This is a genomic window from Streptomyces sp. NPDC005774 (assembly GCF_042871645.1).
Taxonomy (GTDB): Bacteria; Actinomycetota; Actinomycetes; order Streptomycetales; family Streptomycetaceae; genus Streptomyces; species Streptomyces pratens.
In genome coordinates, this window is record NZ_JBIAIV010000025.1 from 81,120 (window position 1) to 104,523 (window position 23,404).

Here is a 23,404-nt window from a genome sequence, read left to right on the forward strand (position 1 = left end):
GCGGCCTCCAGGTGTGCAAGTGTCGCTGTCGAGATCCATCTTGCATGGGTGATCGCTGACTGTCAACCCTTGCTTACTGAGGTGGACCTTCAGGTTTTGGGCCTACGCACCAAAACCTACGCTGCCGGAACCTACGACTCCGGAACCTCTCAAATGGTTGCATGAATATTTTGAGATTCACATAACTCACCGCTACTCTTGACAACGCAGAAGCCCCCCGCACTTGCACTGCGGGGGGCTTCGGTGATCCTGACCTGGGACTATCGGTCAGCGTTGAGGCGAGGCGTCGTCTTCTTCTCCGGCCGGCGGATGATGTCGTCATCCGTCGACTCGCGAGGGATGTAGAAGAACCCGTCCTCGGTATCCGGGTCGTAGTGAACTACGACGTTGTGCTCCTCCAGCATCTCCTTCCAGGAGGCCAGCCGGTTGAGGTCGTCCTGGGTGGCCTTGCCTTCGCGGTGCCGGCCCTCGGCCCGGAGCATCGCCAGGGGATAGGCCCAGCGGTGCTCCTCCTTCACGAACCAGGGGATGAGGTCGTCGTTTCGTACGATCCTACGATCGAGCCCCCGGCGTCGCCGGAAGTTGCCCCACATGGAGGAGACGGTGTCGATGCCGTACTTACGCTTGTACTCATCAATCATCCACTGGTACGTCCTACCCTCCTCGAACCAACGAATGACCTCCTGCTCGTCCTGAATCTTGCGCTTACCCATGCGTCCCCCTACCTCGGTGTGAATGTTGATCATGATCTTGTGACGTGGTGACACTTCCACAGTACTCCGCCACGAGTCAAGTCGTACGGGTATCGTGGATGCCTCACCAAAATGCACACCGAGAGGGACGCATGAAGCTGAAGGTCGACGTGACCGCCTGCGACATCGACAAGCGGTGGCCGGCGAAGACTTACACCATCACAGCGGACGACGGCCGCAGCATCTCGAAGGATCTGTGCGAGGAGCATGCCGAACCCATCGAGGAGTGGCTCGAAGAAGCCGAGCTGATGGAGGAGTCGGAGCCCGAGCCTGAGCCCGATCCGAAGCCTGAGCCCGAGCCTGATCCGAAGCCAGCCGCCAGGCCGGCCGCGAAGAAGGCCCCCGCGAAGGCCCCGGCGAAGCGAGCTGCGAAGAAGGCGACGCCCGCACGGCGAGGCCCAAGGATCATGAGCCTGGAGCAGATCGAGGCGGAGAAGAAGAAGTGAGACGACGAGAACGCCCCCACCGACACAGAGTCAGTGGGGGCGTTCTTGTTACTCGCTCTTGCCGTTGGGCTGCACGTACACGCCCAGGGCAGTCAACACCTGGAGGACCGCGGCGACCCTCGGCTCGTCGGCGAGGTACAGGGCAGCCACCCCAGCCAGGGCGCCGACCGTCGCAACCGCCGCCTTGGCGTACGGCTGCACTCGCTTGGGCAGGAGAGGCAGGACCAGCGCCGCAGGCTTCGAGTGCTTACCCATCGTCCTAGCCGGCCTCCTTCTGGAGCTCGATGAAGCCCTTCGGGCCGATCGCCGGGTCGTACGAGCCGGACGACAGGTGCGGGTTCTTGTTGTGGAACCGGGCGACCGCCTTCTGCGTCTCGGTGCCGTAGAGAGTGGTGTACGCGCCGGGGATCGGGCCGTAACCGGCCTTCACGAGAAGCCGCTGAAGATCCTTCACCTGGGCATGCGTGGCGCCCGGCTTCACCGCACTGTTCAGTGCGACGGTCGTGCTCTTGGGGGCTGCGGCCTGCTTCGGGGCCGCCAGCAGGCGCTTCCAGGTCTCGGCGCCGGGGTAGCCGTCCGCGTCCGCGCCACTCCAGCCCTGCGCCTTCTGGAACGCCTGAGTGGCGTCCTTGTCAGCCTGTCCGAACGTGGGGCCGGGGCCCACCTTGTAGAAGCGGCCGTAGCCGTGGGCGATCAGGCGCTCACCGAGCTTGGTCACGGCCGGGTGGCTCTTGCCGAGCTGGAAGGCGCTCGCGCCGGGGAAGGACACGCCGTCCCAGCCCGAACCACCCGAGGGCGGAGCCTCGTAGCCAGCGGCCGGCATGCCGGCCCTCACCCAGGCGAGCAGGTCAGGACCAGGGCACTCGGTCGCAAGGCCGTCCGAGTGGCCCTTCTTCGCCAACGTGCGGCCCGTCCGTCGGCACGCCTCGTCATACAGGGCGCGAGCGGCTGCCAGCGCCTTGTCAGACGCCTTCTCACCACCCTTACCGACGGCGATCAGCACGCCGAAGCCGCTGATGTTGAAGCCGGGACAGTGAGCGCCTTGGAGCCCCCACCCGCGGCCCTCATAGATGGTGCCGTCCTGGCCGATGATGAAGTTGTAGCCGACGCCCGCCCAGCCGTTGCCGTTGATGTGCAGCCGCTCGACATCGCGGGGGAGGGCGGTACCGGACGAGTGGGCAGGGATGCCGCCGTACCAGTGGATGAAGAACTCGGTACGGCTGCTCAGGCTGACGCTGGCAGGGGTGCCGTTCCAGGGCCGGGCGCCCCAGGCGGAACGGGAGACGATGCTGACGGACAAGGGGTGAACCTCCTGGGTTAGGGGGTGGCCGAGACGATGTGGCCGTCCAGGCGCTCTTCGACGGACAGGCGCTCTCGGCGCTCGTGCGCGAGGTCGTCGCGCAGGTGTGACAGCTCGCGGCCGTGACGGTCCAGCGCCTCGCCGTGGCGCTCCTGGCCGTCGATGACGCGGTCGATGCGGAACATCAGGGAGTCGAGGTCGTCGCGGAGGTTGGTTTCGTGGGTGTTCGAGACCTGCTCCCGAACCTCGGCGAGGGTGACGTTCTGGCGGCGCGTGAGTTCGGCGAGTACGCCGATGACGGCGACGGCTACAGTGCCGCCAGCCGTCACCAGCGCAACTTGCACACCTGGCTCAAGAGCGATAGCGATCACGCGCGTTCCGCCTCCAGCGCGACCAGGCGCTCCCCCAGCGCGGAGATCTGATCGGCCTGACGCTGGACGACCGGAAGCAGGGCGACACCGAGCAGGTCGTACCGCAGGCCGTCGACCTCGCCGTCCAGGTAGTTGACGAGCCAGTCGAGGCCGGCCGCCTCCACCTCCTCGGCGATCAGGCCGACCTCGTCCTTGCGGCCCTCCTTGAGCTTGCCGGTCTCCTCGTCGACCTGGTCCTTGCGGTCGTAGAGCTTGGGCTCCAGCGACAGGACCGCATCGACGTTCACCGCATAGTCGCGGACGTTCTCCTTGAAGCGGATCGAGGAGGTGTTCCGGGCGAAGGTGCCGTCGCCCTCGACCCACACCGCGTACCAGGTGCCGGAGCCGGAAGCCGCGTTGGCGTGCGGCTTCTTCGAGCCGTTCGCCCAGGAGACCGTGCCCGAGCTGGAGACGTAGTCCGAGTGGGAGTGGGAGGACGGGGCGAACGTCGAGGGCTTGCCCGTGATCGACGACCACGAATGCGAATGGGAGGACGGGTTGAACGTGGACGGCTTGCCGCTGATGTCACCCCACGGGTGCGTGTGCGCGCTCGGGGCGAACGTCGAGGGCTTGCCGGTCACCTCGCTCCAGGCGTGGTTGTGAGCGGCCGGCGTGAACGAGGCGGGGCGCCCGTCGATCGTGGTCCAGTCGATCGTGGGAGCCAGGTCACGCCAGCGCGCCCCATCCCAGAACTCCCACTGGTTCGTCGAGGTGTTCAGACCCAGGCGCCCGATGCGGGGATTCGCCGGACGGGTCGAAGTCGCCCAGCCGCCCACCGTGTTGCCGAGGTAGACCCGCTCCGGGGAGACGTTGCCGGACGAGATGGTCGCGGAGCCGACCGAGACGGTCACCGTCGCCAGCGGGAACTCGTAGATGCCCGTACTGGTCTGGGTCAGGGCGGGAACGCCGCCACCCGAAGCGCCCTGCACGACGGCGATAGTGATCGAGTTGGCGGTCGGGTCCAGCCGCAGGACGATGCGGTCGTAGCGTGTCGCCGAGCCGGCAGCCGCGATCGGAATCGTCTCGACCGCGGTGGACTGGACGGCGTGGCCGCGCACGATCGCGAAGCCGGGGTTGACCTTGACCTGCATGCCGGAGCTGTCGCCGTAGACGCGGAAGTCGGGGCCGCTCTCACTGTCGGCGATACCGGAGTGCGAAGCCAGCTCGCCGAAGAGGCGGCTGTACTGCCCCTCCGAGACGGGCTGGCCGTCGAACGGGTAGGAACTGATGGACACGCGGGGGGTCCTCCTTCGGGAGAGGGTCAGGCGGAGTACGGGCCGACGTCTTCGACGGCAAGGTGAGAGCCGGCGTTCGTCAGGAAGCGGACCTGCCCGTACGTGGCGGCTGCGCGACTGGCCCGGATCGAGATGCCCACGGTGACCTGGCCGGCCGGAGGGTTGAGCAGGTAGGAGGTGCAGTCGGCGCCCAGGGAGGTAGAGGAGTCGTCGTCGAAGGCCGGGACTCGCTGGGCGCCGATGTTCGTGCCGGAGATAGTGACGGTGGACCCGGAGGCCCACCGGCACCGGATGATCGCGCCACTCTTGGCGTAGCGGATGGCGTCGTTGGCGTTGTCGCCCACTCCGTCCGCGTCCACCGAGTACGCCTGGAAGTGCACCTTGTAGATCCGCTTCGGTGCGGCGATGAACGGGAGCCGGTAGACGACCGTCTCCGTGTCGCCGACGTAAGCGGTGGTGTCGAGCTCGGTGATGATGCCGACGACACCGCGCGGCATGTAGCCAGGGAGTAGGAGTCCCACTTGCACACCCCCCTTACGCCAGAGCCATGATGATCGGGTCGTGGTTGAGCCGCATGCTCGACGGCGTGATCGAGCTGGGGAGCGTCGTCTGGGACGCGAGGTACCCGGCCCGCATGAACGCCGTACCGAGCAGGTGGAAGTTCGACGGGTTCGACGGGGCCTCGTTCTGCACGTGGAAGTAGTAGAAGTCCGTCGCGCTTCCGGCCGTCATGTTGAACGCCGCCCAGTACCGACCCGGCTGGAGCGTGACGGTTCCCGTCAGGTTGAACGGGACCGCGCCCACATGGTTGTCCTTCGCGTCAACCGGAGAGCCTGCTCCCTGACTGGCCCCGCCCACGTTGGACAGTGCCGTGGAACCCGTCCACGCCACGCGGCTGCCGGACTCGTTGTAGATGCCGGCCATGAAGCGGGCGGTCGGGGCGAGGGTCGAGCCGGCCCAGCCCCGCGCGAAGACGACCACCCGGTTCACCGGCGTCGGCTCGCTGATGTAGATGCCCGCGAAGTACAGCCGCTGAATCGCGGCCGCCTTCAGTGCGGTCGGGTTGGCGACCGCAGCCGGGTCCACACTCCATGCCTGGAAGCCGAGCGCCTGCGGGGTCCAGGTGTTGCGCGGAGCCGTGGAGGGCGTCTGCGCGGCCGGGAGCCGGCTGTCGGGCCCGAGGGAGGCGAAGCCGTTAGCCGCTCCGCGGTCCGTCCAACTGATGCCGCCAAGGTCGTCGAGGCCGATGGTCACATCGCCGGTCTCGCCGTTCACCGAGGAGACCGAGCTGGCGCCCGCAGGCTGCACCTGGAAGACGGTGCCGTTCCCCTGCTTCACATGCAGCAGGCCGCCCTTGGAGTACACCTGGGCGCCCGCGCTGGAGGCGGCCGGGTCAGCCGTCAGGTTCCGCACGCCGACCGCGCCGTTCACGGTCAGCCTCGCGTCACCCATCAGGGCGGAGGTGCCGACACCGACCGCGCCACTCGACCGCTTGGCGAACAGGGCTGTCGACTTCCAGTTGCCGGCGTCATCGTGGCCCGCCAGGGACCAGTCCGAGCCCACGTCCGAGCCGGTCTCCGAGGTTCCGTTGATCTGCATGACCCAGCGGGTCTTGTCGAGCTTCTTGTAGTACCAGGAGCCGTAATCGGTGTCGCCGGGGGCGTTCACGCCGAAGGAATAGTCGACCGTGCCGCCCCACGTCGGGACGGCGCCGACGTCTGTGGCGTTCAGGCTGACTACGCCAGTCTTGCCGTTGACGGACTGGACTGCGCCCCCTTCGGAGCCGCCCGCGCCGACCTGGAAGACAGTGCCGTCACCCTGCTTGACGTAGGGCTTGCCCTCCTTGGCGTAGAGGTAGACACCCCCGGTCGCGTCGGCAGGATCGTCGCCGATGTCCTTCACGCCGACAGCGCCACCGGAAGTGACCGCCGCCTCACCGTGCTTGGCTTCGGTGCCGAGGGAGACCTGACCTTCGGCCCGACTGACGTGCAGCGCAGTCGAGGCGACGGAACCGTCGTCCTTGCGGGCCGTCAGCCGGAAGTTCGTGCCCGTGTCCGAGCCGGTCTCGGTCGCCTCGTCGGTGCCGATCGTCCAGCGATCCAAGCCGGACGACTGGATACCGAAGCCCCGGACGGTGCCGGCTGCGGCGTTGACCCTCATGCGCTGCGCGTTCAGCGTGGCGTCCGCGTCGTTCGGCAGGGCCCCCATGTCGGAGGCGCCGAGGTTGACGTGGCCGGTCTTCCCGTTCACGGAGCTGACGGGGTGACTGAGCGGCTGCACCTGGAAGGAGGTGCCGTCCGCGTTCTTGAAGTACGGGACCCCGCCCTTGGAGTACAGGAAGACGCCGCCCGAGGCGGTCGCCGGGTCGCTGCCGACGTCACGCAGGCCGACCGGGCCGTTCGACGTGACCTGAGCGCTGCCGTGGTGCGTAGTCAGGCCGAAAGCGACCGTGCCGTCTGAGCGGCGCGCGTGCAGGGTCGTCTTGCCGTACGTGCCGTCGTCGTTGCGTGCGGAGATGCGGAGGTCGGAGCCGGCGTTGGCGCCGGTCTCTTCCTCGCTGTCGACCTGGAGTTCCCAGCGGCTCGTCGACGAGGACATGAAGCGCAGGGCCCGGTAGTTGCCGGGGTCGCGGTTGATGCTCAGGTACGCGGCGTCGAGCTGGGCGTTGCTGGTCGAGGGGAGCGCGTTCACGTCGCCCGCGTTGAGGACGACGTCCTTCTCGCTCTTCCCGTTGACGGACTGCACACGGCCGTCCGCGCCTGCCGGGCCAGTCTTGCCCTGCGGGCCTTCGGGACCGGTAGGGCCGACCGTACCGTTGTCGTAGGGGTACACAGTCAGCGGCACTTACACAACCTCCACTCCGCTTATGTGGGCGTAGGCCGTGGCCGAGTTGCCCTGAATACTGATCGAGTCGCCAGGCTCGAGAACCTGCGAGAGCCTGAGCGAGAGCACGCCGTTCGGGGCGATGCCGATGTTCGCCAGCGCGGGAACTCCCGCGATCTTCAGCGAGATCATCGCGCTCACGTCGCTCAAGTTGGAGGCGATCACATCCGTCACGATCGCCTGGCCAGTGACCGGCGTCGTATAGATGATCGTCTCCTCAGCGGGCAACTGCCCGCGCCAGAACGCCTTTGGCGCCGTGGCCATCTGTCACCACACTCCCATGATCGACATCATCTGGTTGTCCGCTGCGGCGCCCACGTCTGACGACCGCTCCAGCTGTGAGACACGCGCCTCGGTGTTCGTCACACGCTTCGAGAGCGCCGCGTCCGCGGAGAAGCCGGTCGGGTCGCCGAGCAAGACACCCACGCGGAAGCCGTCCGAGTCGATCTTCATGACCACGCCGGTCGCGTTGGACACCAGCTCCTGGTCCTCGACGACGACGGAGACCTTGTCACCCAGGTACCAGTCGTGGCCGAAGCGCATGGCTCCGTCCTCCATCGGTACGACCTGGACGTTGACGGCCGTGAAGCCCTCCTCCTCCATGAGTTCGTCGCCGGCCTGCTTCAGCTCGTCCCAGTTGTCCGTCTGGCGCTGGTCGACGAACCGCTCGATGCGGCGCCCCCAGTCAGCCTCCGCGGCGATGGACTCGGGCGTCTGCACCTGGAGGAACTGGCGCTTCACCAGCTCGCCCTGACCGGCCACGATGGCGCGTGTGACGCCAGGGGGAGTGACCGCGACGCGCTGCCCGGCAAGCGACCCGTTGGCCACGTCGAGCCGGATGAGCGACGTGCGGTCGGTGATCTCGTAGGTCTCGAAGACCAGGCTCGTGCCACGCTGCACGACACGGAAGCCGAGGTTGCCCAACAGGGCCAAGTCCGAGAGCAGGTTGCCCAGCACAGGGAAGCGCGCGGACTTGATGACGGCCGGCCCGCGGCCCCCGCTGGGCCCGTCGATCAGGTATGTCTTGCGGCGCTCGGTAGGGGCTGTCGGACCGATGTTCGCCATGACGAAGGAATGCATGACGTCCTCGGCCTTGCCCTGCCTGACATCGTGCGCGAGTGTCTGGCTGGCGCCGTTGGGGTTGCGTGGGTCGGGGAACGCGAGGGCGTCCGAGAGGGCGATGGTGTCAGACACGCCCGTGAAGGTGATGGTCCCTCCGGGGTCATCCTGCGTGGCGGCGAACTCGGGCTTCACCGTGGGGCCGGACATGATGACGTCGTTGGGGCCGGTGACGATGACGCCCGCGCCGGGCTGGCGCAGGATCTTCGCGAGCGGGTCCTCCGCTACGAGGGTCAGCTTCCATTCGCCGACGTTGTTGAAGTTGTCCGTGAGTTCGAGGTTCAGCTCCTCGGGCCGGACGAGGCCGCGACGAATCAGTGACTTGTCGCGAACCTCGACCGTGACGTCCTCCAGCCGCACTCAGATCACCATCCACTTCCTCGGCCGCCACGAACAGGTGATCTTCGAGGCGGCCGAGATGTCTTCGAGCTGAGCGGTTGCGGTGGACAGGCCCGGCTTGATGGACCAGAAGCGCGGAGCCTCCCGGAGCTGGGCGTAACGGTTGGCTCCCTTCTGGTCGACGACCGTTCCCTTGCGGGTGTCGATGATCAGCCGGTCGTTCGCGGCGAGCGTGCCGGACCAGGCCAGGCGCTCACCCTTGGGGGAGACCGCGAGGAAGTTGCGGCCGGGGCCGGTGATCTCCCAGACGGGATACGCCTCCGCGGTGCCTCGATTGTCGAGCTGGATCTCACCGATCGCCTGCGAAGCGGAGACCTCGACCTGAGCGAGGTTGGAGAGGAAGGCGCCCGCCGTGCTTCCGCCGACGTACCGGAACTGAGCCTCCGAGGAGGTCCAGTACGGATCTTCGGACCGGAAGGTGACGACCGTTGAGAACTCGCGCTCGCCGATCGTGTCCACGCCGTAGGAGTAGTCGCCCCCACCAGTGCGGAAGACGTCCGTCATCCATCGGGTGCCGTCCTCGTCGAGCAGGGTCAGAGTGCACCGACCGTCCAGCGCGAGGGCCAGACGGTCGGTGAGCTCCTGAAGGTGCTGACGATCCCGAGCCAGGATCTCCAGGCGGAGGTCGATGTCCCGAGTAAGGACTCGACGCCTGCGGAAGGTGGCGCCGTCCCCGGCGCCTTCGAGCCACTGGACAGAGACGGGGGGAAGGCCGAAGCCTGTCGCCCCCGTCAACGCCTGGTAGCCCAGGCCCTTGTCCATGATCTCGTTCAGGTCGAGCGTGTCAGTCTCGCTCGCCAGAAGGAGCTTCGGCATCTACCGGATCACCATCCAAACCTGGCCCGGTTGGCGGCGGCGAACAGATCCTCTTCGGACCCGAACGAGCTGCCAGGGGCCGCGTAGTAGTTGAGAACCTTCGTGCTGCCACCCCCGTTCGAGCCGGCGAGAGCGAGCCCGACCGCAGAAGCCAGGCCGCCCGAGACGCCACCTACGGCCGCGCCAGGGACGCTGAACTGCGTTGCGCCGACGTCGTCCGTCAGGCCGGCGAGCGACCTGCGGACCGCGTCGTAGCGGGACTCCAGGCCCTTGATGAAGCCGTCGATGACGAGCCGGCCGGCGCCCACCAGGAGCACGCGGTCGAGCGTCTCGGGGCCCTTCCAGTCCGTCAGCTTCGAGGTGAGCTCGCCGAGCTTCGACTTCACCGAGCCGAACATTTCGGTGATGCCGGAGATGAAGCCTCGGATCAGGGACTTGCCGGCTTCCTTCAGCGTGGAGCCGAGCTTGCCGAGCGCTGCCTGCGCCTTGGCGGGCAGCCCCTTGATCGTGGTTACGGCCTTGCCGATCCACTCAGAGATCGTCGACACCAGGGCCGCCAGCTTCGAGCGGGCGGTCGTCTGGACCTTCGTCCAGGTCTCCGTGAAGAACTTCCTGATGGTCGCCAGTCCGTCGGAGACGATCTTCCGGGCACCCGTGAAGAACAGAGTGAAGTACCCGCGAATGGCTGCGAAGCTGTCCGTGAAGAACTTCCCGACGGCCTTCATTCCGTCGGAGACGATCTTCCGGGCGCCAGTGAAGAACAGCGTGAAGTACCCACGGATCAGGGCGAAGCCTTCCGTGAAGATCTTCCCGACCCACTTCATGCCGTCGTCGAAGTAGCCGCGCACGCCCGTCATGAACAGGCTGACGTATCCACGGATCGCCGCGAAGGCGCCCGTGAAGACTCCGGAGATGGCCTTCCAGGCGGAGGAGAACAGGGTTCGCAGGGCGGTGAACGCCTTACCTGCCGCGCCGATGATGCCGATGTTCAGGAAGACCGCCAGCGCACCGATGATGACGTCCCAGGCACCCTTGAAGATGCCCTTGATGCCTTCCCAGAGCTGGGCGAAGCCCTCGTCGAAGGTGGCCCAGTTACCGGTGAAAATTCCCTCGAAAATGCCCCAGATCATCTTGAAGTAGCCGACGATGTAGTCCCAGACGCCGACGAAGAACGTCTTCAGGCCCTCGAAGACCAGGGCTACGCCGTTGACCGCGGCGATCAGGGAGCCGACCAGGATTTCGATCAGGAACTGAATGATCGGAACGAGGACCGGCATGATGAAGTCGACGATCGCGATCAGGGCCGCAAGGAACGGCTTCAGGGCCTCGATCTGCCGCTTGAACGCGTCGGCGAGCGGGGGAAGCAGGGAGCTGACCAGGTTGGACAGCATCGGCATTAGCGGGGTGAGTGCCGCACTGATCAGCTCGAAGAACATCTCCACAACCGGCCGGAAGGCCGCGATCAGCTCGCCGACCACCTGCACCACGACGGCCAGGATCGGAGCGAGCCCGCCGACAAGCTGCCCGATCAGAGGCACGAGCGCCCCGACGACGGTCATCAGCAACGGGGCGAGAGCGGCGAAGATGCCGGTCAGTGCGCCGCCCAGGAGCTCAACAACCGGGATCAGAGCGGGAGCCAGCATGGTCACGGCGTCCGCCAGAGGCGTGAACGCCGTAGTGACGAGCTGCCCGAAGACCGGGAGCATCGCGGCGACCACTTGCATGATCGCGCCGAGCGCCAGGCCGAGCGGGGCCATGAGGGGGGCAAGCAACTGCACGGCCTCGTTGAGGCCCGTGAAGACTGCCTTGACTCCCTCGGTCACGGCCGGCTGCGTGAGCGCCGAAGCGATGGCGTCCATCGCCGTGCCGATGATCTCGCCAGCGACCGGCAGGATCGTCGTGAACAGTTCGCCGAGCTCGATGAAGAGCTGCTTCACCGCCGGGCCCGCGCGACCGGAGATGTTGTTCATCGCGACGTGCGACGCGTTGAACACGTCCACGAGTCCGGCCTGGAAGCCCTTGGAGTCGACTACCTCGTGGATGCCCTTGAGGGTGTCGCGGAGCATCCCGAGCGTGGAGCCGCCAGCCTCGGTGGCTGCGCGGGAGAGGCCGGCGAGGATGCCGCCCGTCTCGAAGAGAATGCCGCCCAAGTCCTTCAGGGACTGGATGCCCTGGTCGATCTCTTCCCGAAGCCCGAGCTGGCCCTTCTTCTTCAGCCAGTCGTCGAACTGCTCGGAGATATTGACGAACCAGCCGGCCAGGTTCGGCAGGTAGGACGTACCGACCTCGCCGAGCTGGGCGATGATCGAGGCGAAGGTGTCCGTACCCTTGGTCGCCGTGGTGATCGACTCGTTGAGGTAGCCGAACATCTCGTCGACCAAGTCCGCGTTCAGGGCCTTGGTGAGGTCGTTGGCGAACGAGGCGAAGAACGTGCCCGAGGCGGTCGCCGTCTGCTTGAAGCCGGTGGCGAAGCGGGGCATGAGGACGTCGACAAGCTCCTGGATCGGAGCCTTGGCCTCGGCCCAGAAGTTCGAGCTGATCTGGTTCTGGAGTTCGGAGAGTTCCTTCTTGACCTGCGGCAGGACGGTGTTGAAGTCCTTCAGTGCGGCGATGGTCACGCCGATGCCGACCGCGAAGCCGCCGAGGATTCCGGGCAGTGTCAGGGACACTGCTCCGATCTGCGCCAGCGAAGCGGACAGGGCGAAGAGGTTCGACGTCGCCGAGATAGCCCAGCCGGCGAGGCCGGCGATGGCCGTGGCCAGCGTGCCGATGATCGGCACGTTCTTGTCGAGGTTCTTGATCGTCCTGCTGAACTTCTCGAAGAGGTTGTCGACGACACGGAGACCCGACAGGGCCGCGATACCGGCCGCGACCTTCGCCATCGCGCCCTCGTTGAGCATCGGGATGATCGGCACCGTGCGAGGGCGAGTCAGGAAGGCGAGACGAGCCGAGGTTGCCGCGCCCGCGATGGCCGACAGGTCCGGCTCGATCTTGATCTTCAGCGGGGAGTTGTCATCCCGCCAGTCCTTGAGCTGCTCGGTCATGTCCCGCAGCGACTCGTCGCTGATCTTCAGCTTCATGTCGCCCGTGTTGAGCTCGGTCGGGAGCTGGATCTTCGCGCCAGTGCGGGCCTTGTTGTTGTACGTCCGGATAGCCTTGGCCAGCTCGCCCGTCATGGTGCTGGTGTCGATGCGCGTGTAGAGCCTGATCTTCCGCGCGTTCGACTGCCGGTTCTGCTGGTTGATCTTCCGGACCTCGGACAGCATCTCCGACAGGAAGCCGGTCATGACCGGCTTCACTTGCACCTTGACTTCGAGCTGCTTCTCGGCCTTGTCGAGTTCCTTCTGCGTCCGCCTGCGGAAGTCGCTGGTGTCGGGGAGTACGCGGACGCTGACGCGACCGATTACCTGACCCTGGGGCATGCCTTACCTCCGGCCTGTGAACCTCTTGTAGATCTCCGCCACGGAGACCCGCTTGCCGGCCTTCTTCTCGCCGCCGTCCTTGACGGGCTTCTTCAGCGGCTTCGGGCGAGGCCAGGTCGGGATCTTGGGCGCCTTACCCTTGCCCCAGTTGCCTGTAGCCCTGGTGTTCTGGTTGATCGCGTCGAAGATGTCGGCCTGTATGTGGCGATCCACGCCCCAGCCGAAGTGCTCCCGATCGCCCGACGCGAGGGCGATGGTCAGAGAGGTGTCAGGTAGCCTCCGCGCAAGCGCGAGGACGAAGTACGGGGAAGGGCCACGCCCCTCGATCACGTCCACCAGGTCGATGCCGTAGTGGAAGCGGAGGTCGGCGTACAGCCCCTCCCCGAAGTCGTCGATCAGCTTGCAGAGGCTCAGGCTTCCCCCACCTGAGCACCCTTGCCGTACGTCTCGAAGATCTGCGCCAGGACGGCGAGGTCGTCGCCCACCGCGGAGAGCAGGGCGTCAGCCTTCTTCGGGTGGTCGGCCACCAGGCGGATCGCCTCGGCCAGAATCTCGCCCTGGTCGACGTCCTTCTCGTCCGAGTCGAGCTTGTCCTGGAGTCCGACGAGTTCGGCCCGCTTCTCCTTGGGCAGGCGGAGCGGGTTGAGCAGGTGGACGGTCGTCTTCTCGTCGACCGCGATGTCGGTCGAGCTGTACTTCGCGTCGGCGGCGGTACGGATGTCGTCGAGGGTGTAGCTGGCCATGGGGTTGCGGACCTCCAAAGTCGTAGGGGTTGCAGTGCGGTGCGGACCATCGGGCAGGACCCCCGAAGGGGCCCCGGCCGTGCAAGGAGGTCCGCGTCACTTGCACAGCCGGGGAGTTCAGAACTAGGCGGCGGTACCGGTGGCCCAGTCGAGGCCGTCCCAGTGGGCGCTCGCCCCGTCGCCCAGCACGACGTGCTGGCCGGTGGTCCACGCGGTCTCGGGATCGGCGGTGATCAGGTCGAGGTCGGCCAGGTCGTGCGGGGCGATCGAGCCGGCAGGCGTGAAGACGCCGGGAGTGCCGGCGGTCGCGCCGGTTGCGGGGGCCGAGCCCAGCGGGGTGATCGCGTACGTCCAGTTGTTCGCGCCGTGCGTCATGGGCTTCACGCCAAGCGGCAGGCCGGCCAGGGACTCGGTGTCACCGAAGGACACGTCGTCGGACCGGTAGATCTCCGCCTTGGGGGCGTAGAACGCGAAGTGATTCTCGCCATCCACGAAGACCGCGAGGAAGGCGCAGGTCGTCGGGATCGGGTCGGCCGGGACGCCGATGAGGCCGTTGGGCAGCTCGGGGGCGTTGGAGCCGTAGTACAGCTTCAGGCCGGCCTTGTCGAACTGCTGGAGGATCAGCGCCATGGTCTCGGTCCGCGCGCTGTACTTGGTGCGCAGGGACTTGTTCTGGAGCGAGCCGATGACCGTGGCCTCACCGCCCTCGGAGGTGATCGAGAAGATCTCCTCCAGGCTGGTGTGTCCGACCGGCTCCCAGGGGGAGACCGGCGCCAGAAGGTCGACGGGTATGTCGGTCCCGGTCGGGGCGGTCAGGTAGTTGCCCGAGCCGATAACGAGGGTTGCGTTGTCGTTCAGCACGAAGGGGGGACTCCTTACGGGGTGGGGTATGGACGAGTGCGGGGCTTGCGGATCTCGATGTCGTAGGTCGCCTCGTAGCGCCAGACACCGGTCGGCAGGTCCGCGTACTGGACGGGGCCCGTGGAGGTGGCCCAGTCCGTCTGCCGTCGAGGGGCGGAGGCGAGGTCGACGCGCGTGATGTGGCCGAGCCCCGGATAGACCGTCTGGTTCAGCCAGGCATCACGCAGCACGACGCGTACGGCCTCCGAGAGGATCGCCGCGTCCTCGTCGCCGTCAGGGTCTTCGCAGAAGACGTGAACCCCGACGCGCGCCGCGTCGAGGAATCGGGCATCGCCCGTCCAGGCCCCCCAGGAGGGGTCCCGACGCGCCAGCACGAGCGGGAAGGTCTGGTCCTTGGAGATCAGCGTGTTGACCTGGATGCCGGGCAGCCCCTGGCGGAGCACGGCCAGCATCAGATCCTCGACGGGCGAGAGCTCAGCCAACGCCTTGATGTGGGCGGGGAGTCCGGCCATCAGTCCTGGCCCCCCTTGCGCTTCTTCGACCCGGACTTGACCCGGACCCGGATCTTCCTGGACTTGACGCGGAGGTTGCGCTGCTTCTTCGGCAGGTGCGAAGCCTCGGTGAGGATGTGCAGGCCCTCGGACGGCGAGACCTCGTAGGTGCGGACGATCTGGCCGCGCTCGTTGACGAGCTCCACCTCGTAGCCGGAACGGCCGAACTCGATCGAGGCGGCGGAGTTGGCGTACTTCTTGTTCTTGGTGGGCGTCTGGTTGCTGTTGGCCTTGTCTTCGAGCACCACGTAGCCGTCGATGTCGCCCTTGAGCATGTCGATCTTCGCGACGCCGTCGACCCGGTGCTGGACCAGGGCGGCCTCGGCTCGCGCGGCGATCTCGAAGGTGCGCTCCCAGATCTCGCCCTGTACGCCGTCCAGCTCGGCGACGAGCTTGTGTAGGCGGTCCTGCTTGTCCGGCTTGGGCTTCCAGTAGAGTTCCGCCATCAGCTCGGCCTCTCCCGGATGTCGATCGACCAGTGCCTGGTCTTCCGATCTCCGTGGTGGTAGGCGGGCGGGGTGACGATGTCCCAGACCGAGCCGAGGACTTCAACGCGCGACCAGAGGGTCACGCCTTCGAGGTCGGCGGGCACGATCATGCGGGTGATGTTGATCTGCTGCTGGCCGGGGATCTCGGCTCGGGCCGAGCGCTGGGGAATCAGTGCACACCGCACCTCATGCGGGCCGTCGGCGTCGGCGACCACAACCTCGTTGCCGCGGTTGTCGATCCGCCTGACGGTCTTCCAGACCTTCGCGGTGATCCCGCGCCTGCGCTGCATCGAGCTCACCAGGGCTCCACCTCATCGGCGAAGTAGGGGAACGGTGCAGCGTCCGGGGCCGGCTGGGTGACCGGCACCATGCCGGCCGCCAGGGGGCGGCTCCGCGAGTTCCAGGCAGTGACCTCCGCCGACCACAGGCCGCGCCTCTTGCCGCCGATCTCGGCGAGCATCGCCTGCTCGTCCCTGGTGAAGTAGACGGTCCCGGCGTCCTCGCCCTGGTCGTCGCTCCAGGCCAGCGTCTCGTCGCCCGCTCGGGACTGCGTGTAGCCCGAGGGGTTGTTCATGTGCCGCTTGCACGCCTTCAGGACCAGGGTCCGCACCAGGCGGGGCGCAGAGGCGGTGTCCGGCCAGTCGCGGCCGGAATACATGCGGGCCAGGTCGGATGCGTCCTCCAGGGCCGAGGTAGCGACGCGCTCCTCGTCAGCGTCGAGCGTCCAGTCCAGGCGGGCCTTCAGCTCTTCGAGTGTGGCGAAGTCCGCCAAGGTGGTTCTCCTTCACTCACGAGGAGGGGCGGGGCGTGCGTCACTTGCACACCCCGCCCGCTCAGTGGAACGACTAGGCGATCGGAGCGCCGATGCCGGTGATCGCGGCCAGCTCCTGAGCCTTCTCGTCCGGGCCGTCCGAGTCGGGCAGCACGTCGTCGGTGCGGTCCAGGTCGAGCTTGATCGCGCGCACGAAGTGCTGGTGCTCCGAGACGAAGCCCTGGCTCGGGGTCTCCGCGTTGCGGCCGATCAGGGTGTCCTCGATGATGCGGAAGCCCTTGTACGTGTTGACGATCGAGCGGTCCATCAGGCGCGTGGAGTCGTAGTCACGAATCCACCGCAGCGCAACGCCGTTGTAGCTGGCGCTCGCGCCGAAGGGGACGGACTGCGGGACGCTCGGGGCGCCCGTCGCGAAGATGAACGCGCTGGACGTCAGCGCCACGGCGAAGTCGGCCGGCAGCTCGTCGGAGACGACGATGTTGAAGCCGTACCGGCGGCCGAGGGACGCTTCCTTCAGTGCGGACACGGCCTCGGCCTCGCCCACGTTGGAGGCGAGGTTCAGGTCCGGGTCGGCCAGGAGCTCGTTCTCCCAGGCGGAGCCGACCAGGAGGGTGCGGCCCTCCTTGGGGACGCGGAACTTGTTCAGCACCTCGCGGGCCCGGATCAGGGTCTTGCGGTAGGAGCGGCTGGCGACCGAGCCGCCCAGGGTGACCGCGTACGGCGCCTTGAGCAGGTAGTCGACGGCCTCGTACTCCAGGCCCTTGCCGACCGCTTCGGTCTGCTTGGCCATCAGCTTGGCCCAGCCGTTCAGGTCGAAATCGTTCTGTTCGTCCGTGAGCTGGACGCCCGAGTAGACATCCCCACCGAAGGTGACCTGGACGGTCTTCTCGGCGTAGGTGTCGAACTGAAGCTCGGTCGACCGGTCGTTCCTCCAGCCGTACGTGCGGTACGGGAGGACACCTTCGATCTTGACGTTGATCGCGTCGCCCTTGGCGCCCTTGAACTGGTCGACGCCTTCACGCTGGAAGACGGCCGGGACGACAAGGGACTCTTCGAGAGCGACCGCCGCGGTGGCGGCGATCTTCTCCGGCTTGATGACGTCGTGCGGGGTGTACGGCACGGGGGTGGTTCTCCTGTCACTTGAGGAAGGGGGGAGGCTCGGCGTGCGTCACTTACACACCGGGGGGTGGATCAGTAATGGCGCTTGCGCGCGTTCCGAGCGGCCTTGACGGGGTCGAAGTCGTCGCCACCGTCGTCGGGGGTGAGGCCACCGCCAAGCGATTCCGGAGCGGCCGGCGCGAGGTGCTTCTGAAGCTCCTTCGCGTCCGCTTCCAGCTCGGCCTCGGTGGTTCCCGTCAGGCGCTTGGCCAGGACGGGCGGCAGCTCGAACTTCGCCGCCACGCTGTTGAGCAGGATCTGCCGTTCCAGCGCCTCGACCTGCCCGCGAAGCTCGGAGGTGGCCGCCTCGAACTCCTCCACCGTCTTGGCGCTGGAGAGTCTGGCTTCCGTCTCGCGGAGCTTGGTGCGGTAGTTCGCCGCCTCGGCGTTCGCATCGGTGAGCTTCTTGCGAAGCACCTCCGGAGGGACGCCCTCATCGGTCGGCTTCTGCTCGGTCGACTCTCCGCCTTCGCCCTTGGGGGCCTCGCCCTCCGGGGGCGTTACGACGGTCTCTTCGGCCGGCTTCTCTTCGGTGCTGGGGGTCTCGATCTGCTCGGGCACTTCACGCCTCCTGGACGCTCGTTGTGGATCGCCGAGCCTCCTGGGCTGCGGCCTTCTGTTCCTGCCGGATGAACCGGCGCCAGGCGGACACAGCCGCCTTGCCGGACAGGCCGCGCGTGACCTGGGGCCAGAGCTCCGCATACCTGCGGTTCAGCTCGTACGCGGGACTGTCGTACTGCCCGTTCGAGAACACTGGCTCGGCGTAGCAGTGGCAGTTGTCGTGGTACTTGTCGCCGTCCGCGAATTCGCCCGAGTCCAGTTGGGACAGGGTCGGGCCGGCCGCCCGCTGCGAGCGGTAGGCGTCACTGCGGACGAAGCCACGAGAGATGAGCATCGCGCACCACCCGCAAGGGGTTCCGGTGCGCGAGAGTCGGATGTAGCCGATGGCTCGGCGGTCGCGGCCCATGTGGTTCCAGATCGTCGAGCGTCCGCCGTTCATGGCGACGCGCTCAGCGGCTGCGGCCTGCTGTGCACCGGCTTGCCGGTGGGCTTCCCCGCGGAGGCCGTCGACCTCGTCAGCGCTCCGGGCGCCGTCGAGCTTGTCGACCTTCCTCTGAAGGTTGTTGGGCCCGAGGGCTTCCAGCACGGTGCGAAGCTCTTCCTCGGCCTCGCGCTCGATCCGTTCTTCCTCCTGACGAAGGCCCTCGATCTCCTCGACCAGGATCTGATCAAGTTCGTCATCCGACGCCTGGTCGGAGTCATCGAGAGCCGCCTCGTCGGCTTCCCCAGCACGGCCGGTCGCGGCCGACGAGGCGGAGTCCGGGGCCTCGGTGGGGGCGTCGCCTGTACGCCCCTCCTGGGGGCGCTCAGCGCCTCCGACCAGGGCGTTGAACTCCTCGCGCAGGTGCGTGATGGTCACGTACCTGGGCTCGGGGGTGTACGGATCAGCTACCGTCGTTCCCGTCCGCAGTGCGCGGATGAGCCGGTAGTAAGCGCGGGCGAGATCCCGCGATTGGCGCCTACGCCCCATCACCAGGGTGACGGCCCGCCTCAACCAAGAGGCCGCGGTGGGCGCCCGGCTTGTGGCCGGGACGCCTTCCCACAACGTAAGCGCGTCGGCGACGGTCTCGGCCCCGATCTGGGTGAGAGCCACCTGGAACGCAACGGCAGCGCGATCAGCCTCAGCCTGTCGGGCCGGGGTTGTCACGCGGCGACCGCCTCACGATCGAGGGCGGCCGGCGACGAGCTGGTGGACGGGGTCGCCCGGATCAGCGCGTTGGCGAGCAGGCCCGTGGAGTCGTCCTCCTCGGCCATCTGCTCCCAGTCCTCGAACTCGGACTGAGTCACGCCGGGCACCCGCTTCCACAGACCGCGCTTCGGGATGCCGAGCTGGTCGGCGAGCTTGCCCAGAGCGTCAGCGGCCTGCGCCAGCGAACGGGACTCCATGTCCCGCCAGTCGACCTCGCCATGGAAGTCCTCGGTGCCGGCCACGTCGCCCTCCATCTCTGCGGCGATGCGGAAGACCCGCTCCCAGGACTCTCCGAAGAGGGACTGGAACTCGGCGATCTTCCGGGCCAGCGAGGTCTCGGCGGCGAGAAGAGCCTCCGCGGACAGGTTGGCGATCTGGCCGAGCATGTGGTGCGGCGGGGTCTGCGAGATCGCAGCCCAGTGCCGGATAGACATGTCGACCGACTCGATCAGGGGAGTGATCGGCCCGGCCGGCAAGGACCCGAACTTCACGTCGGGGTCCTCCGCGAACAAGAACCTTCTGGCGTTGTGGTTGATCTGCGCAGGCACCGGGTTGCCGGCCGCATCGAGCTTGGGCCGGCTGTCGACCGCCAGCTCGGGGTCGGTGGTCACGTTGCCGTTCTCGTCCACCCACTCCATCTGGAGAGGCGGCGCCATGCCGGTCGCGTACCGCACCTCGTGCGAGGTGTAGGTCTGCGCCACCAAAAGGTCGAAGATCGTTTGGTTGATCCGGTTCTGGAGCGGCATCATCGGCTCGACCACGCCGATCGTGCGGCCGTCGAGGTCCACCTGAGCGGCGAAGCGCGTGACCGGGCACTCGGTGGAGCCGTGCGTCTTCTTCCCGCCGATACGGACCGAGTCCAGGTCGCTGAGCGACTTGAACGTCACCGCATACTCGAGCCGCCTGTCGAACAGGCGGGCCTTGCCGGGGGTCTCGCCCTTCGGCCAGGCCGTGACCGTCAGCGCGGCGTACGGATCGTCATCGTTGGCCGGGTCCTCATACAGGGCTGCGGTCCGCTTCGCGGACAGGCCCTTAGAGATGACGCCCTTCTTGGTCTTCTCCGTCAGAACGAAGGAGTGACCGAAGCCGAGGGCGCCCCGGTACACCGCGGCCTGCCGGGCGTCCATGCGCGAGCGCTGCCAGTGCGACCAGGCCGGACTCTTCGAGGACTGCGCCGAAGGCAGGCCCTCGTCGGAGCCTCCCGGCCGGAAGCCGTCCACGTACAGGGCCTGGGCCGGCGTCCCGATCAGGAGCGGCATCCAGTTGGACACCGCCCGCTTGGCGAGCATCCGGTACTCGTCGTCCGCCTGGGGAGGCATGTACGGGTCGTCGTGCTCGCCTCGGATGTAGTTGTCGATCCGCTGGAGCCGGCCCTTGTCGCGATCGAGGATGGCGAGGAGTTCCTTAGCCAGCTTCGATGGGCTGGTGTCAGCCATGCCTCACCACCTTTCGGTTACACTTGCACAGGTCTACATGAAGTAACCCCGACCGGTCCGCTTGCGGACCTTCTTGCCGCGCGAGCGCAGCTCGTACAGGGCTTCGTGCGCGAGCATCAGCGCCGCGTAGGCGTCGATCTTGCGCGGGGAGTCCCTCGACTCCTTGCCGAAGGAGAGGCCGTAGTTGTTCGTACGGCGCCGAGCGTTCAGCACATGCCGGCGCAGCGTCAGGTCACCGTCATGGGACAGCTTGGCGTCGAAGATCGTGCGCATCAGGCGCTCGTGCGCCATCGTCACCGTCTTCTGCGAACCACGCATGTCCCAGCCGATCGCGTCCTTGCCGACCGGCGACTTCACACCGAGCTGATCGCCGTACGTCTCCGACCAGTCGGCGATGTAGCTCTCCCACAACGCGACGTCGGCGAAGAACGCCCGCACGTCGAAGAGGCGGAACGCCTCGTGCACCGCGGAGTCGACCTCGTGTCGAGGGACGGTCCAGTGCTTGCCCTCCTCGCCCTCCGGGTGTTCCCAGATGTTGAGGAGGACGGCGTGCATGTCCCGCACGCGCAGAGCCACCAAAGCAGTCGAGTCCGAGGTCTTGCCACCGTCGAAGCCGAGGACGATCTCGTCGCCCGGCTTCAGCGTCTTACCCTCGTCCGCAAGCGGGTCCCACTCGCCCGGCCCGTAGATCGCATCCTCTTCGGCGACGACCTGGTTCAGGTACATACGCCGCGAGCGCGAGGCCGAGATGGTCAAGTTCATGACCGACTTGATGATCGACTCGATCTTCAACCAGACCGCGTCGCCCCTGATCTTCGGGAGGACGATCCGCAGCGCCTCGGGCGTCAGCGGAGTCTTCGGGTGCGCCTCGATCGAGTCATACATCGTGCCGACGTCAACCGCGCGACCTTCGAGCACCTTGTTGTGCGCCTCGCGCGTACGCTCGGCCACACTGTCCTCGCCGGGCAGGTAGGCGTTCGTGATCGCCAGGTACCGGGAGTCCATCTTGGTGGCGTTACCGTCGATGGTCTCGAACATCTTGTGGCCGCCGTTGCCGGCGACCCAGTGATGCGTCTCGTTGAGCAGAGTGAAGGTCGTTCGCTTACCTTCGATGGCCCGGTACGAGCTGGTCACGGCCTGGAGCTTCTTGCGGCCCCGGTCGGCGCGGATGAGCTCGGCGCCGGCCTTGATGCCGTAGGTCTGTATGAGCTTCGGCCCCATCAGGATGGGCAGGTAGCCCATCGTGTTGGTCGTCTGCTCCTGGTTCACGGCCGTGATCTGCACCCACGCCTGCGGGTGCGACTTCGCGACCGGGTTGCCGTCCTCGTCCCAGTGGGAGAAGCGCGACGGCCCGACGAACTCGACGAGCGAGATCACCGCGAGGAGCGGGTCCTTACCGGGGTAAGCCCCAACCCTTCAGTCGTTGAAGAACGCCGGTTCGGTAGATGAACTCGCCGTCCTCGTCGATCGCGTACCACCAGAGCAGGAAGCGAAGCTGCTCCCTGGTGAACTTCCAGGGCACTCGCTTCTCGTCCGTCGAGCCTTCACCGTCCAGGTACTCGGCGCACCAGCCGGCGATCTGCCAGCCAAGCGTGTGCTCCGGGAGCTTCCACCGGCCGAAGGCATCCTTCTGCCAGGTCGGCCCCAAGTACTCGGGCTCCAGGGCCTCGATCTCTTCGAGAGTCAGGGTTGAGATGGGTCTCACCTCCTCTCAGGGACGAGGGATGTGAGCCCTACTCGGCGATACCGAGCTCCTTCTTGTAGTCAGCGATGGCGACTACGGCGGCGGAGTCCTGCTCGGGTACGGGCTCGGTCAGTTCGATGCGCACACGGCGCCGGTCGCCCTCGGTGACAAGCAGTCGCTCGAAGGCGGAGTAGATGGTCTGGAGCATCTGGCCCGACCGCTTGCCGGCCTTCTTGTAGTAGGACAAGTCCTCGCAGAGTGAGAACGCGAAGGCCCAGTCACTGTTCTGATAGAAGTCGGCCTGGCCGGAAGTCTTGAGCGAGTCCCACAGCTTTTGGGCGATGGGGTGCCAGTTCCGATCCGCGTTCGGGATCTTCACCGGCTTCAGCTCGCCCTTGGTTACGGACTGCTCGTCGGAGCCCTTGCGCGACCGGGGGCGCGCGAGGTCATCTTCACGGTTCGGGACGGGGCCGCGTGCGCCCACCGGTCACCTCCTTTCAACGCAGGACGCGAAGCGCGTCCTGTAGTGAAGAACCGAGGAGTGCGCCAGTGAAGCGACTGATCTCCTCGCCATCCCGCTCGATGACGACGGTCGGAGTACTCGACACGTCGTAGGAGTCGGCCTTCGCGAGGCCGGCGTGGGTATCGACGAGAACCGTCTCCGCCTCGACCCCCAGCTCGGCGAGCTCCTGCTTCAGCAGGGGCCCGAACGAGCGGCAGGGCCGACAGTACGGAGAGGTGAAGTACAGAACCTGGGTCACACCGCACCGCCCGTCAGGAAGTGGGCGACGAGCCAGGCCAGGCCCATGACCAGAACGGCGCGTCGCGCCTGCGTGGTCTTGTCGGCCTTCTGGCCCCTGGCGGTGTGGAAGATCTTCCAGACCTGCTCGGACAGGGTGTCACCCTTGGCCTTGCGCTTCAGGGCGATGCCCTCGATCACAACGAAGGCAGCCGCCCAGGCAGCCCAGGCGACCTCGAACCCGCTCACCGAAGGCCGGCGAGCGGACAGCCGGCGCACGGGCCGGGACAGCCAATGCAAGGCATGGGCGACACCTCCTCGAAGTTCTCGGGCGTTACGACGCTCGGCCCGGTAAGAGCGGGTGGGCGAGTTGATTCCGTCAGTGTTGCCACCATCACTGCCGTCTGTGCCCACCCCGCCAGCAGGCGGGGCAGAGTCCC

General features: G+C 66.9%; 28 protein-coding genes. 1 reads left to right on the top strand and 27 read right to left on the bottom strand.

From position 1 onward, the window contains the following. Positions 1-260: 260 nt before the first annotated feature. Entirely contained in the window at positions 261-713 is a 453-nt protein-coding gene (locus tag ACFYQA_RS22525) for a hypothetical protein (RefSeq protein WP_388920583.1), read from the bottom strand. A gap of 131 nt (positions 714-844) precedes the next feature. Between ACFYQA_RS22525 and ACFYQA_RS22530 the strand changes: the two genes are divergently transcribed. Next, positions 845-1,198 (top strand): hypothetical protein, encoded by a 354-nt coding sequence (locus tag ACFYQA_RS22530; protein ID WP_388920585.1) that lies wholly within the window; start codon positions 845-847, stop codon positions 1,196-1,198. 48 nt (positions 1,199-1,246) lie between these two features. On the opposite strand, the gene ACFYQA_RS22535 is transcribed toward ACFYQA_RS22530, so the two are convergent. The 26 genes from ACFYQA_RS22535 to ACFYQA_RS22660 form a co-directional block, all read right to left on the bottom strand. Continuing rightward, positions 1,247-1,453, bottom strand: coding sequence for a hypothetical protein (locus ACFYQA_RS22535; protein ID WP_388920588.1), 207 nt, complete (start codon positions 1,451-1,453; stop codon positions 1,247-1,249). Between the two features lie 4 nt (positions 1,454-1,457). After that, entirely contained in the window at positions 1,458-2,498 is a 1,041-nt protein-coding gene (locus ACFYQA_RS22540) for a peptidoglycan-binding protein (protein ID WP_388920590.1), read from the bottom strand. A gap of 17 nt (positions 2,499-2,515) precedes the next feature. After that, positions 2,516-2,827 (bottom strand): DUF2746 domain-containing protein, encoded by a 312-nt coding sequence (locus ACFYQA_RS22545; protein WP_388920593.1) that lies wholly within the window; start codon positions 2,825-2,827, stop codon positions 2,516-2,518. A gap of 38 nt (positions 2,828-2,865) precedes the next feature. Further along, complete coding sequence (locus ACFYQA_RS22550) at positions 2,866-4,143, bottom strand: tail fiber domain-containing protein (protein ID WP_388920595.1); 1,278 nt, start codon at positions 4,141-4,143, stop codon at positions 2,866-2,868. A gap of 26 nt (positions 4,144-4,169) precedes the next feature. Next, positions 4,170-4,664 carry a hypothetical protein gene (locus ACFYQA_RS22555; protein ID WP_388920598.1) on the bottom strand — a complete coding sequence of 165 codons (495 nt, stop codon included), beginning with the start codon at positions 4,662-4,664 and terminating at the stop codon, positions 4,170-4,172. Between the two features lie 13 nt (positions 4,665-4,677). Continuing rightward, positions 4,678-6,987: a hypothetical protein gene (locus tag ACFYQA_RS22560; RefSeq protein WP_388920601.1), complete on the bottom strand. Its 2,310-nt coding sequence runs from the start codon at positions 6,985-6,987 to the stop codon at positions 4,678-4,680. Then, on the bottom strand, positions 6,988-7,290 hold the full coding sequence (locus ACFYQA_RS22565; protein WP_388920604.1) for a hypothetical protein: 303 nt from the start codon (positions 7,288-7,290) through the stop codon (positions 6,988-6,990). A 3-nt stretch (positions 7,291-7,293) separates the two neighbouring features. Further along, positions 7,294-8,505 (bottom strand): siphovirus ReqiPepy6 Gp37-like family protein, encoded by a 1,212-nt coding sequence (locus ACFYQA_RS22570; RefSeq protein ID WP_388920607.1) that lies wholly within the window; start codon positions 8,503-8,505, stop codon positions 7,294-7,296. Beyond that, positions 8,506-9,360: a phage distal tail protein gene (locus ACFYQA_RS22575; protein ID WP_388920610.1), complete on the bottom strand. Its 855-nt coding sequence runs from the start codon at positions 9,358-9,360 to the stop codon at positions 8,506-8,508. It lies immediately after the preceding gene. A gap of 8 nt (positions 9,361-9,368) precedes the next feature. Next, positions 9,369-12,782: a hypothetical protein gene (locus ACFYQA_RS22580; protein WP_388920613.1), complete on the bottom strand. Its 3,414-nt coding sequence runs from the start codon at positions 12,780-12,782 to the stop codon at positions 9,369-9,371. A 3-nt stretch (positions 12,783-12,785) separates the two neighbouring features. Continuing rightward, on the bottom strand, positions 12,786-13,112 hold the full coding sequence (locus tag ACFYQA_RS22585; RefSeq protein WP_388920616.1) for a hypothetical protein: 327 nt from the start codon (positions 13,110-13,112) through the stop codon (positions 12,786-12,788). Between the two features lie 80 nt (positions 13,113-13,192). After that, complete coding sequence (locus tag ACFYQA_RS22590; RefSeq protein ID WP_388920619.1) at positions 13,193-13,525, bottom strand: phage tail assembly protein; 333 nt, start codon at positions 13,523-13,525, stop codon at positions 13,193-13,195. 123 nt (positions 13,526-13,648) lie between these two features. Continuing rightward, positions 13,649-14,386 (bottom strand): hypothetical protein, encoded by a 738-nt coding sequence (locus ACFYQA_RS22595; RefSeq protein WP_388920622.1) that lies wholly within the window; start codon positions 14,384-14,386, stop codon positions 13,649-13,651. Between the two features lie 14 nt (positions 14,387-14,400). Continuing rightward, on the bottom strand, positions 14,401-14,898 hold the full coding sequence (locus tag ACFYQA_RS22600; protein ID WP_388920625.1) for a hypothetical protein: 498 nt from the start codon (positions 14,896-14,898) through the stop codon (positions 14,401-14,403). Continuing rightward, positions 14,898-15,383, bottom strand: coding sequence for a DUF5403 family protein (locus ACFYQA_RS22605; RefSeq protein ID WP_388920627.1), 486 nt, complete (start codon positions 15,381-15,383; stop codon positions 14,898-14,900). Before ACFYQA_RS22605 ends, ACFYQA_RS22600 begins: the two co-directional genes overlap by 1 nt. Then, a complete protein-coding gene (locus ACFYQA_RS22610) occupies positions 15,383-15,715 on the bottom strand; it encodes a phage head-tail adapter protein (RefSeq protein WP_388920719.1) in 333 nt (110 codons plus the stop codon). Before ACFYQA_RS22610 ends, ACFYQA_RS22605 begins: the two co-directional genes overlap by 1 nt. A gap of 5 nt (positions 15,716-15,720) precedes the next feature. Beyond that, positions 15,721-16,197 (bottom strand): hypothetical protein, encoded by a 477-nt coding sequence (locus tag ACFYQA_RS22615; protein WP_388920630.1) that lies wholly within the window; start codon positions 16,195-16,197, stop codon positions 15,721-15,723. A 73-nt stretch (positions 16,198-16,270) separates the two neighbouring features. Further along, positions 16,271-17,317 (bottom strand): hypothetical protein, encoded by a 1,047-nt coding sequence (locus tag ACFYQA_RS22620; RefSeq protein WP_388920633.1) that lies wholly within the window; start codon positions 17,315-17,317, stop codon positions 16,271-16,273. Positions 17,318-17,388: 71 nt separating this feature from the next. Beyond that, the gene (locus ACFYQA_RS22625) at positions 17,389-17,916 is read right to left on the bottom strand and encodes a hypothetical protein (RefSeq protein ID WP_388920636.1); all 528 of its coding nucleotides are present in this window, start codon (positions 17,914-17,916) and stop codon (positions 17,389-17,391) included. A 1-nt stretch (position 17,917) separates the two neighbouring features. Continuing rightward, entirely contained in the window at positions 17,918-18,775 is an 858-nt protein-coding gene (locus ACFYQA_RS22630) for a hypothetical protein (RefSeq protein ID WP_388920639.1), read from the bottom strand. 284 nt (positions 18,776-19,059) lie between these two features. Next, a complete protein-coding gene (locus ACFYQA_RS22635; protein WP_388920642.1) occupies positions 19,060-20,541 on the bottom strand; it encodes a phage portal protein in 1,482 nt (493 codons plus the stop codon). A gap of 33 nt (positions 20,542-20,574) precedes the next feature. Continuing rightward, entirely contained in the window at positions 20,575-21,918 is a 1,344-nt protein-coding gene (locus ACFYQA_RS22640) for a terminase (RefSeq protein ID WP_388920645.1), read from the bottom strand. 16 nt (positions 21,919-21,934) lie between these two features. Next, positions 21,935-22,246, bottom strand: a complete 312-nt coding sequence (locus tag ACFYQA_RS22645) for a hypothetical protein (RefSeq protein ID WP_388920648.1) — start codon at positions 22,244-22,246, stop codon at positions 21,935-21,937. Between the two features lie 28 nt (positions 22,247-22,274). Further along, on the bottom strand, positions 22,275-22,709 hold the full coding sequence (locus ACFYQA_RS22650; RefSeq protein ID WP_388920651.1) for a hypothetical protein: 435 nt from the start codon (positions 22,707-22,709) through the stop codon (positions 22,275-22,277). 13 nt (positions 22,710-22,722) lie between these two features. After that, positions 22,723-22,986 (bottom strand): thioredoxin family protein, encoded by a 264-nt coding sequence (locus ACFYQA_RS22655; protein ID WP_388920654.1) that lies wholly within the window; start codon positions 22,984-22,986, stop codon positions 22,723-22,725. After that, complete coding sequence (locus tag ACFYQA_RS22660; protein WP_388920657.1) at positions 22,983-23,213, bottom strand: hypothetical protein; 231 nt, start codon at positions 23,211-23,213, stop codon at positions 22,983-22,985. Before ACFYQA_RS22660 ends, ACFYQA_RS22655 begins: the two co-directional genes overlap by 4 nt. Positions 23,214-23,404: the final 191 nt, after the last annotated feature.

Excerpts from the sequence above, each read along its gene's own strand:
- ACFYQA_RS22575 (WP_388920610.1), bottom strand. The coding sequence starts at position 9,360 with ATGCCGAAGCTCCTTCTGGCGAGCGAGACTGACACGCTCGACCTGAAC.
- ACFYQA_RS22535 (WP_388920588.1), bottom strand. The coding sequence starts at position 1,453 with ATGGGTAAGCACTCGAAGCCTGCGGCGCTGGTCCTGCCTCTCCTGCCC.
- ACFYQA_RS22610 (WP_388920719.1), bottom strand. The coding sequence starts at position 15,715 with ATGCAGCGCAGGCGCGGGATCACCGCGAAGGTCTGGAAGACCGTCAGG.
- ACFYQA_RS22605 (WP_388920627.1), bottom strand. The coding sequence starts at position 15,383 with ATGGCGGAACTCTACTGGAAGCCCAAGCCGGACAAGCAGGACCGCCTA.
- ACFYQA_RS22600 (WP_388920625.1), bottom strand. The coding sequence starts at position 14,898 with ATGGCCGGACTCCCCGCCCACATCAAGGCGTTGGCTGAGCTCTCGCCC.
- ACFYQA_RS22580 (WP_388920613.1), bottom strand. The coding sequence starts at position 12,782 with ATGCCCCAGGGTCAGGTAATCGGTCGCGTCAGCGTCCGCGTACTCCCC.
- ACFYQA_RS22525 (WP_388920583.1), bottom strand. The coding sequence starts at position 713 with ATGGGTAAGCGCAAGATTCAGGACGAGCAGGAGGTCATTCGTTGGTTC.
- ACFYQA_RS22635 (WP_388920642.1), bottom strand. The coding sequence starts at position 20,541 with ATGGCTGACACCAGCCCATCGAAGCTGGCTAAGGAACTCCTCGCCATC.
- ACFYQA_RS22590 (WP_388920619.1), bottom strand. The coding sequence starts at position 13,525 with ATGGCCAGCTACACCCTCGACGACATCCGTACCGCCGCCGACGCGAAG.
- ACFYQA_RS22565 (WP_388920604.1), bottom strand. The coding sequence starts at position 7,290 with ATGGCCACGGCGCCAAAGGCGTTCTGGCGCGGGCAGTTGCCCGCTGAG.
- ACFYQA_RS22530 (WP_388920585.1), top strand. The coding sequence starts at position 845 with ATGAAGCTGAAGGTCGACGTGACCGCCTGCGACATCGACAAGCGGTGG.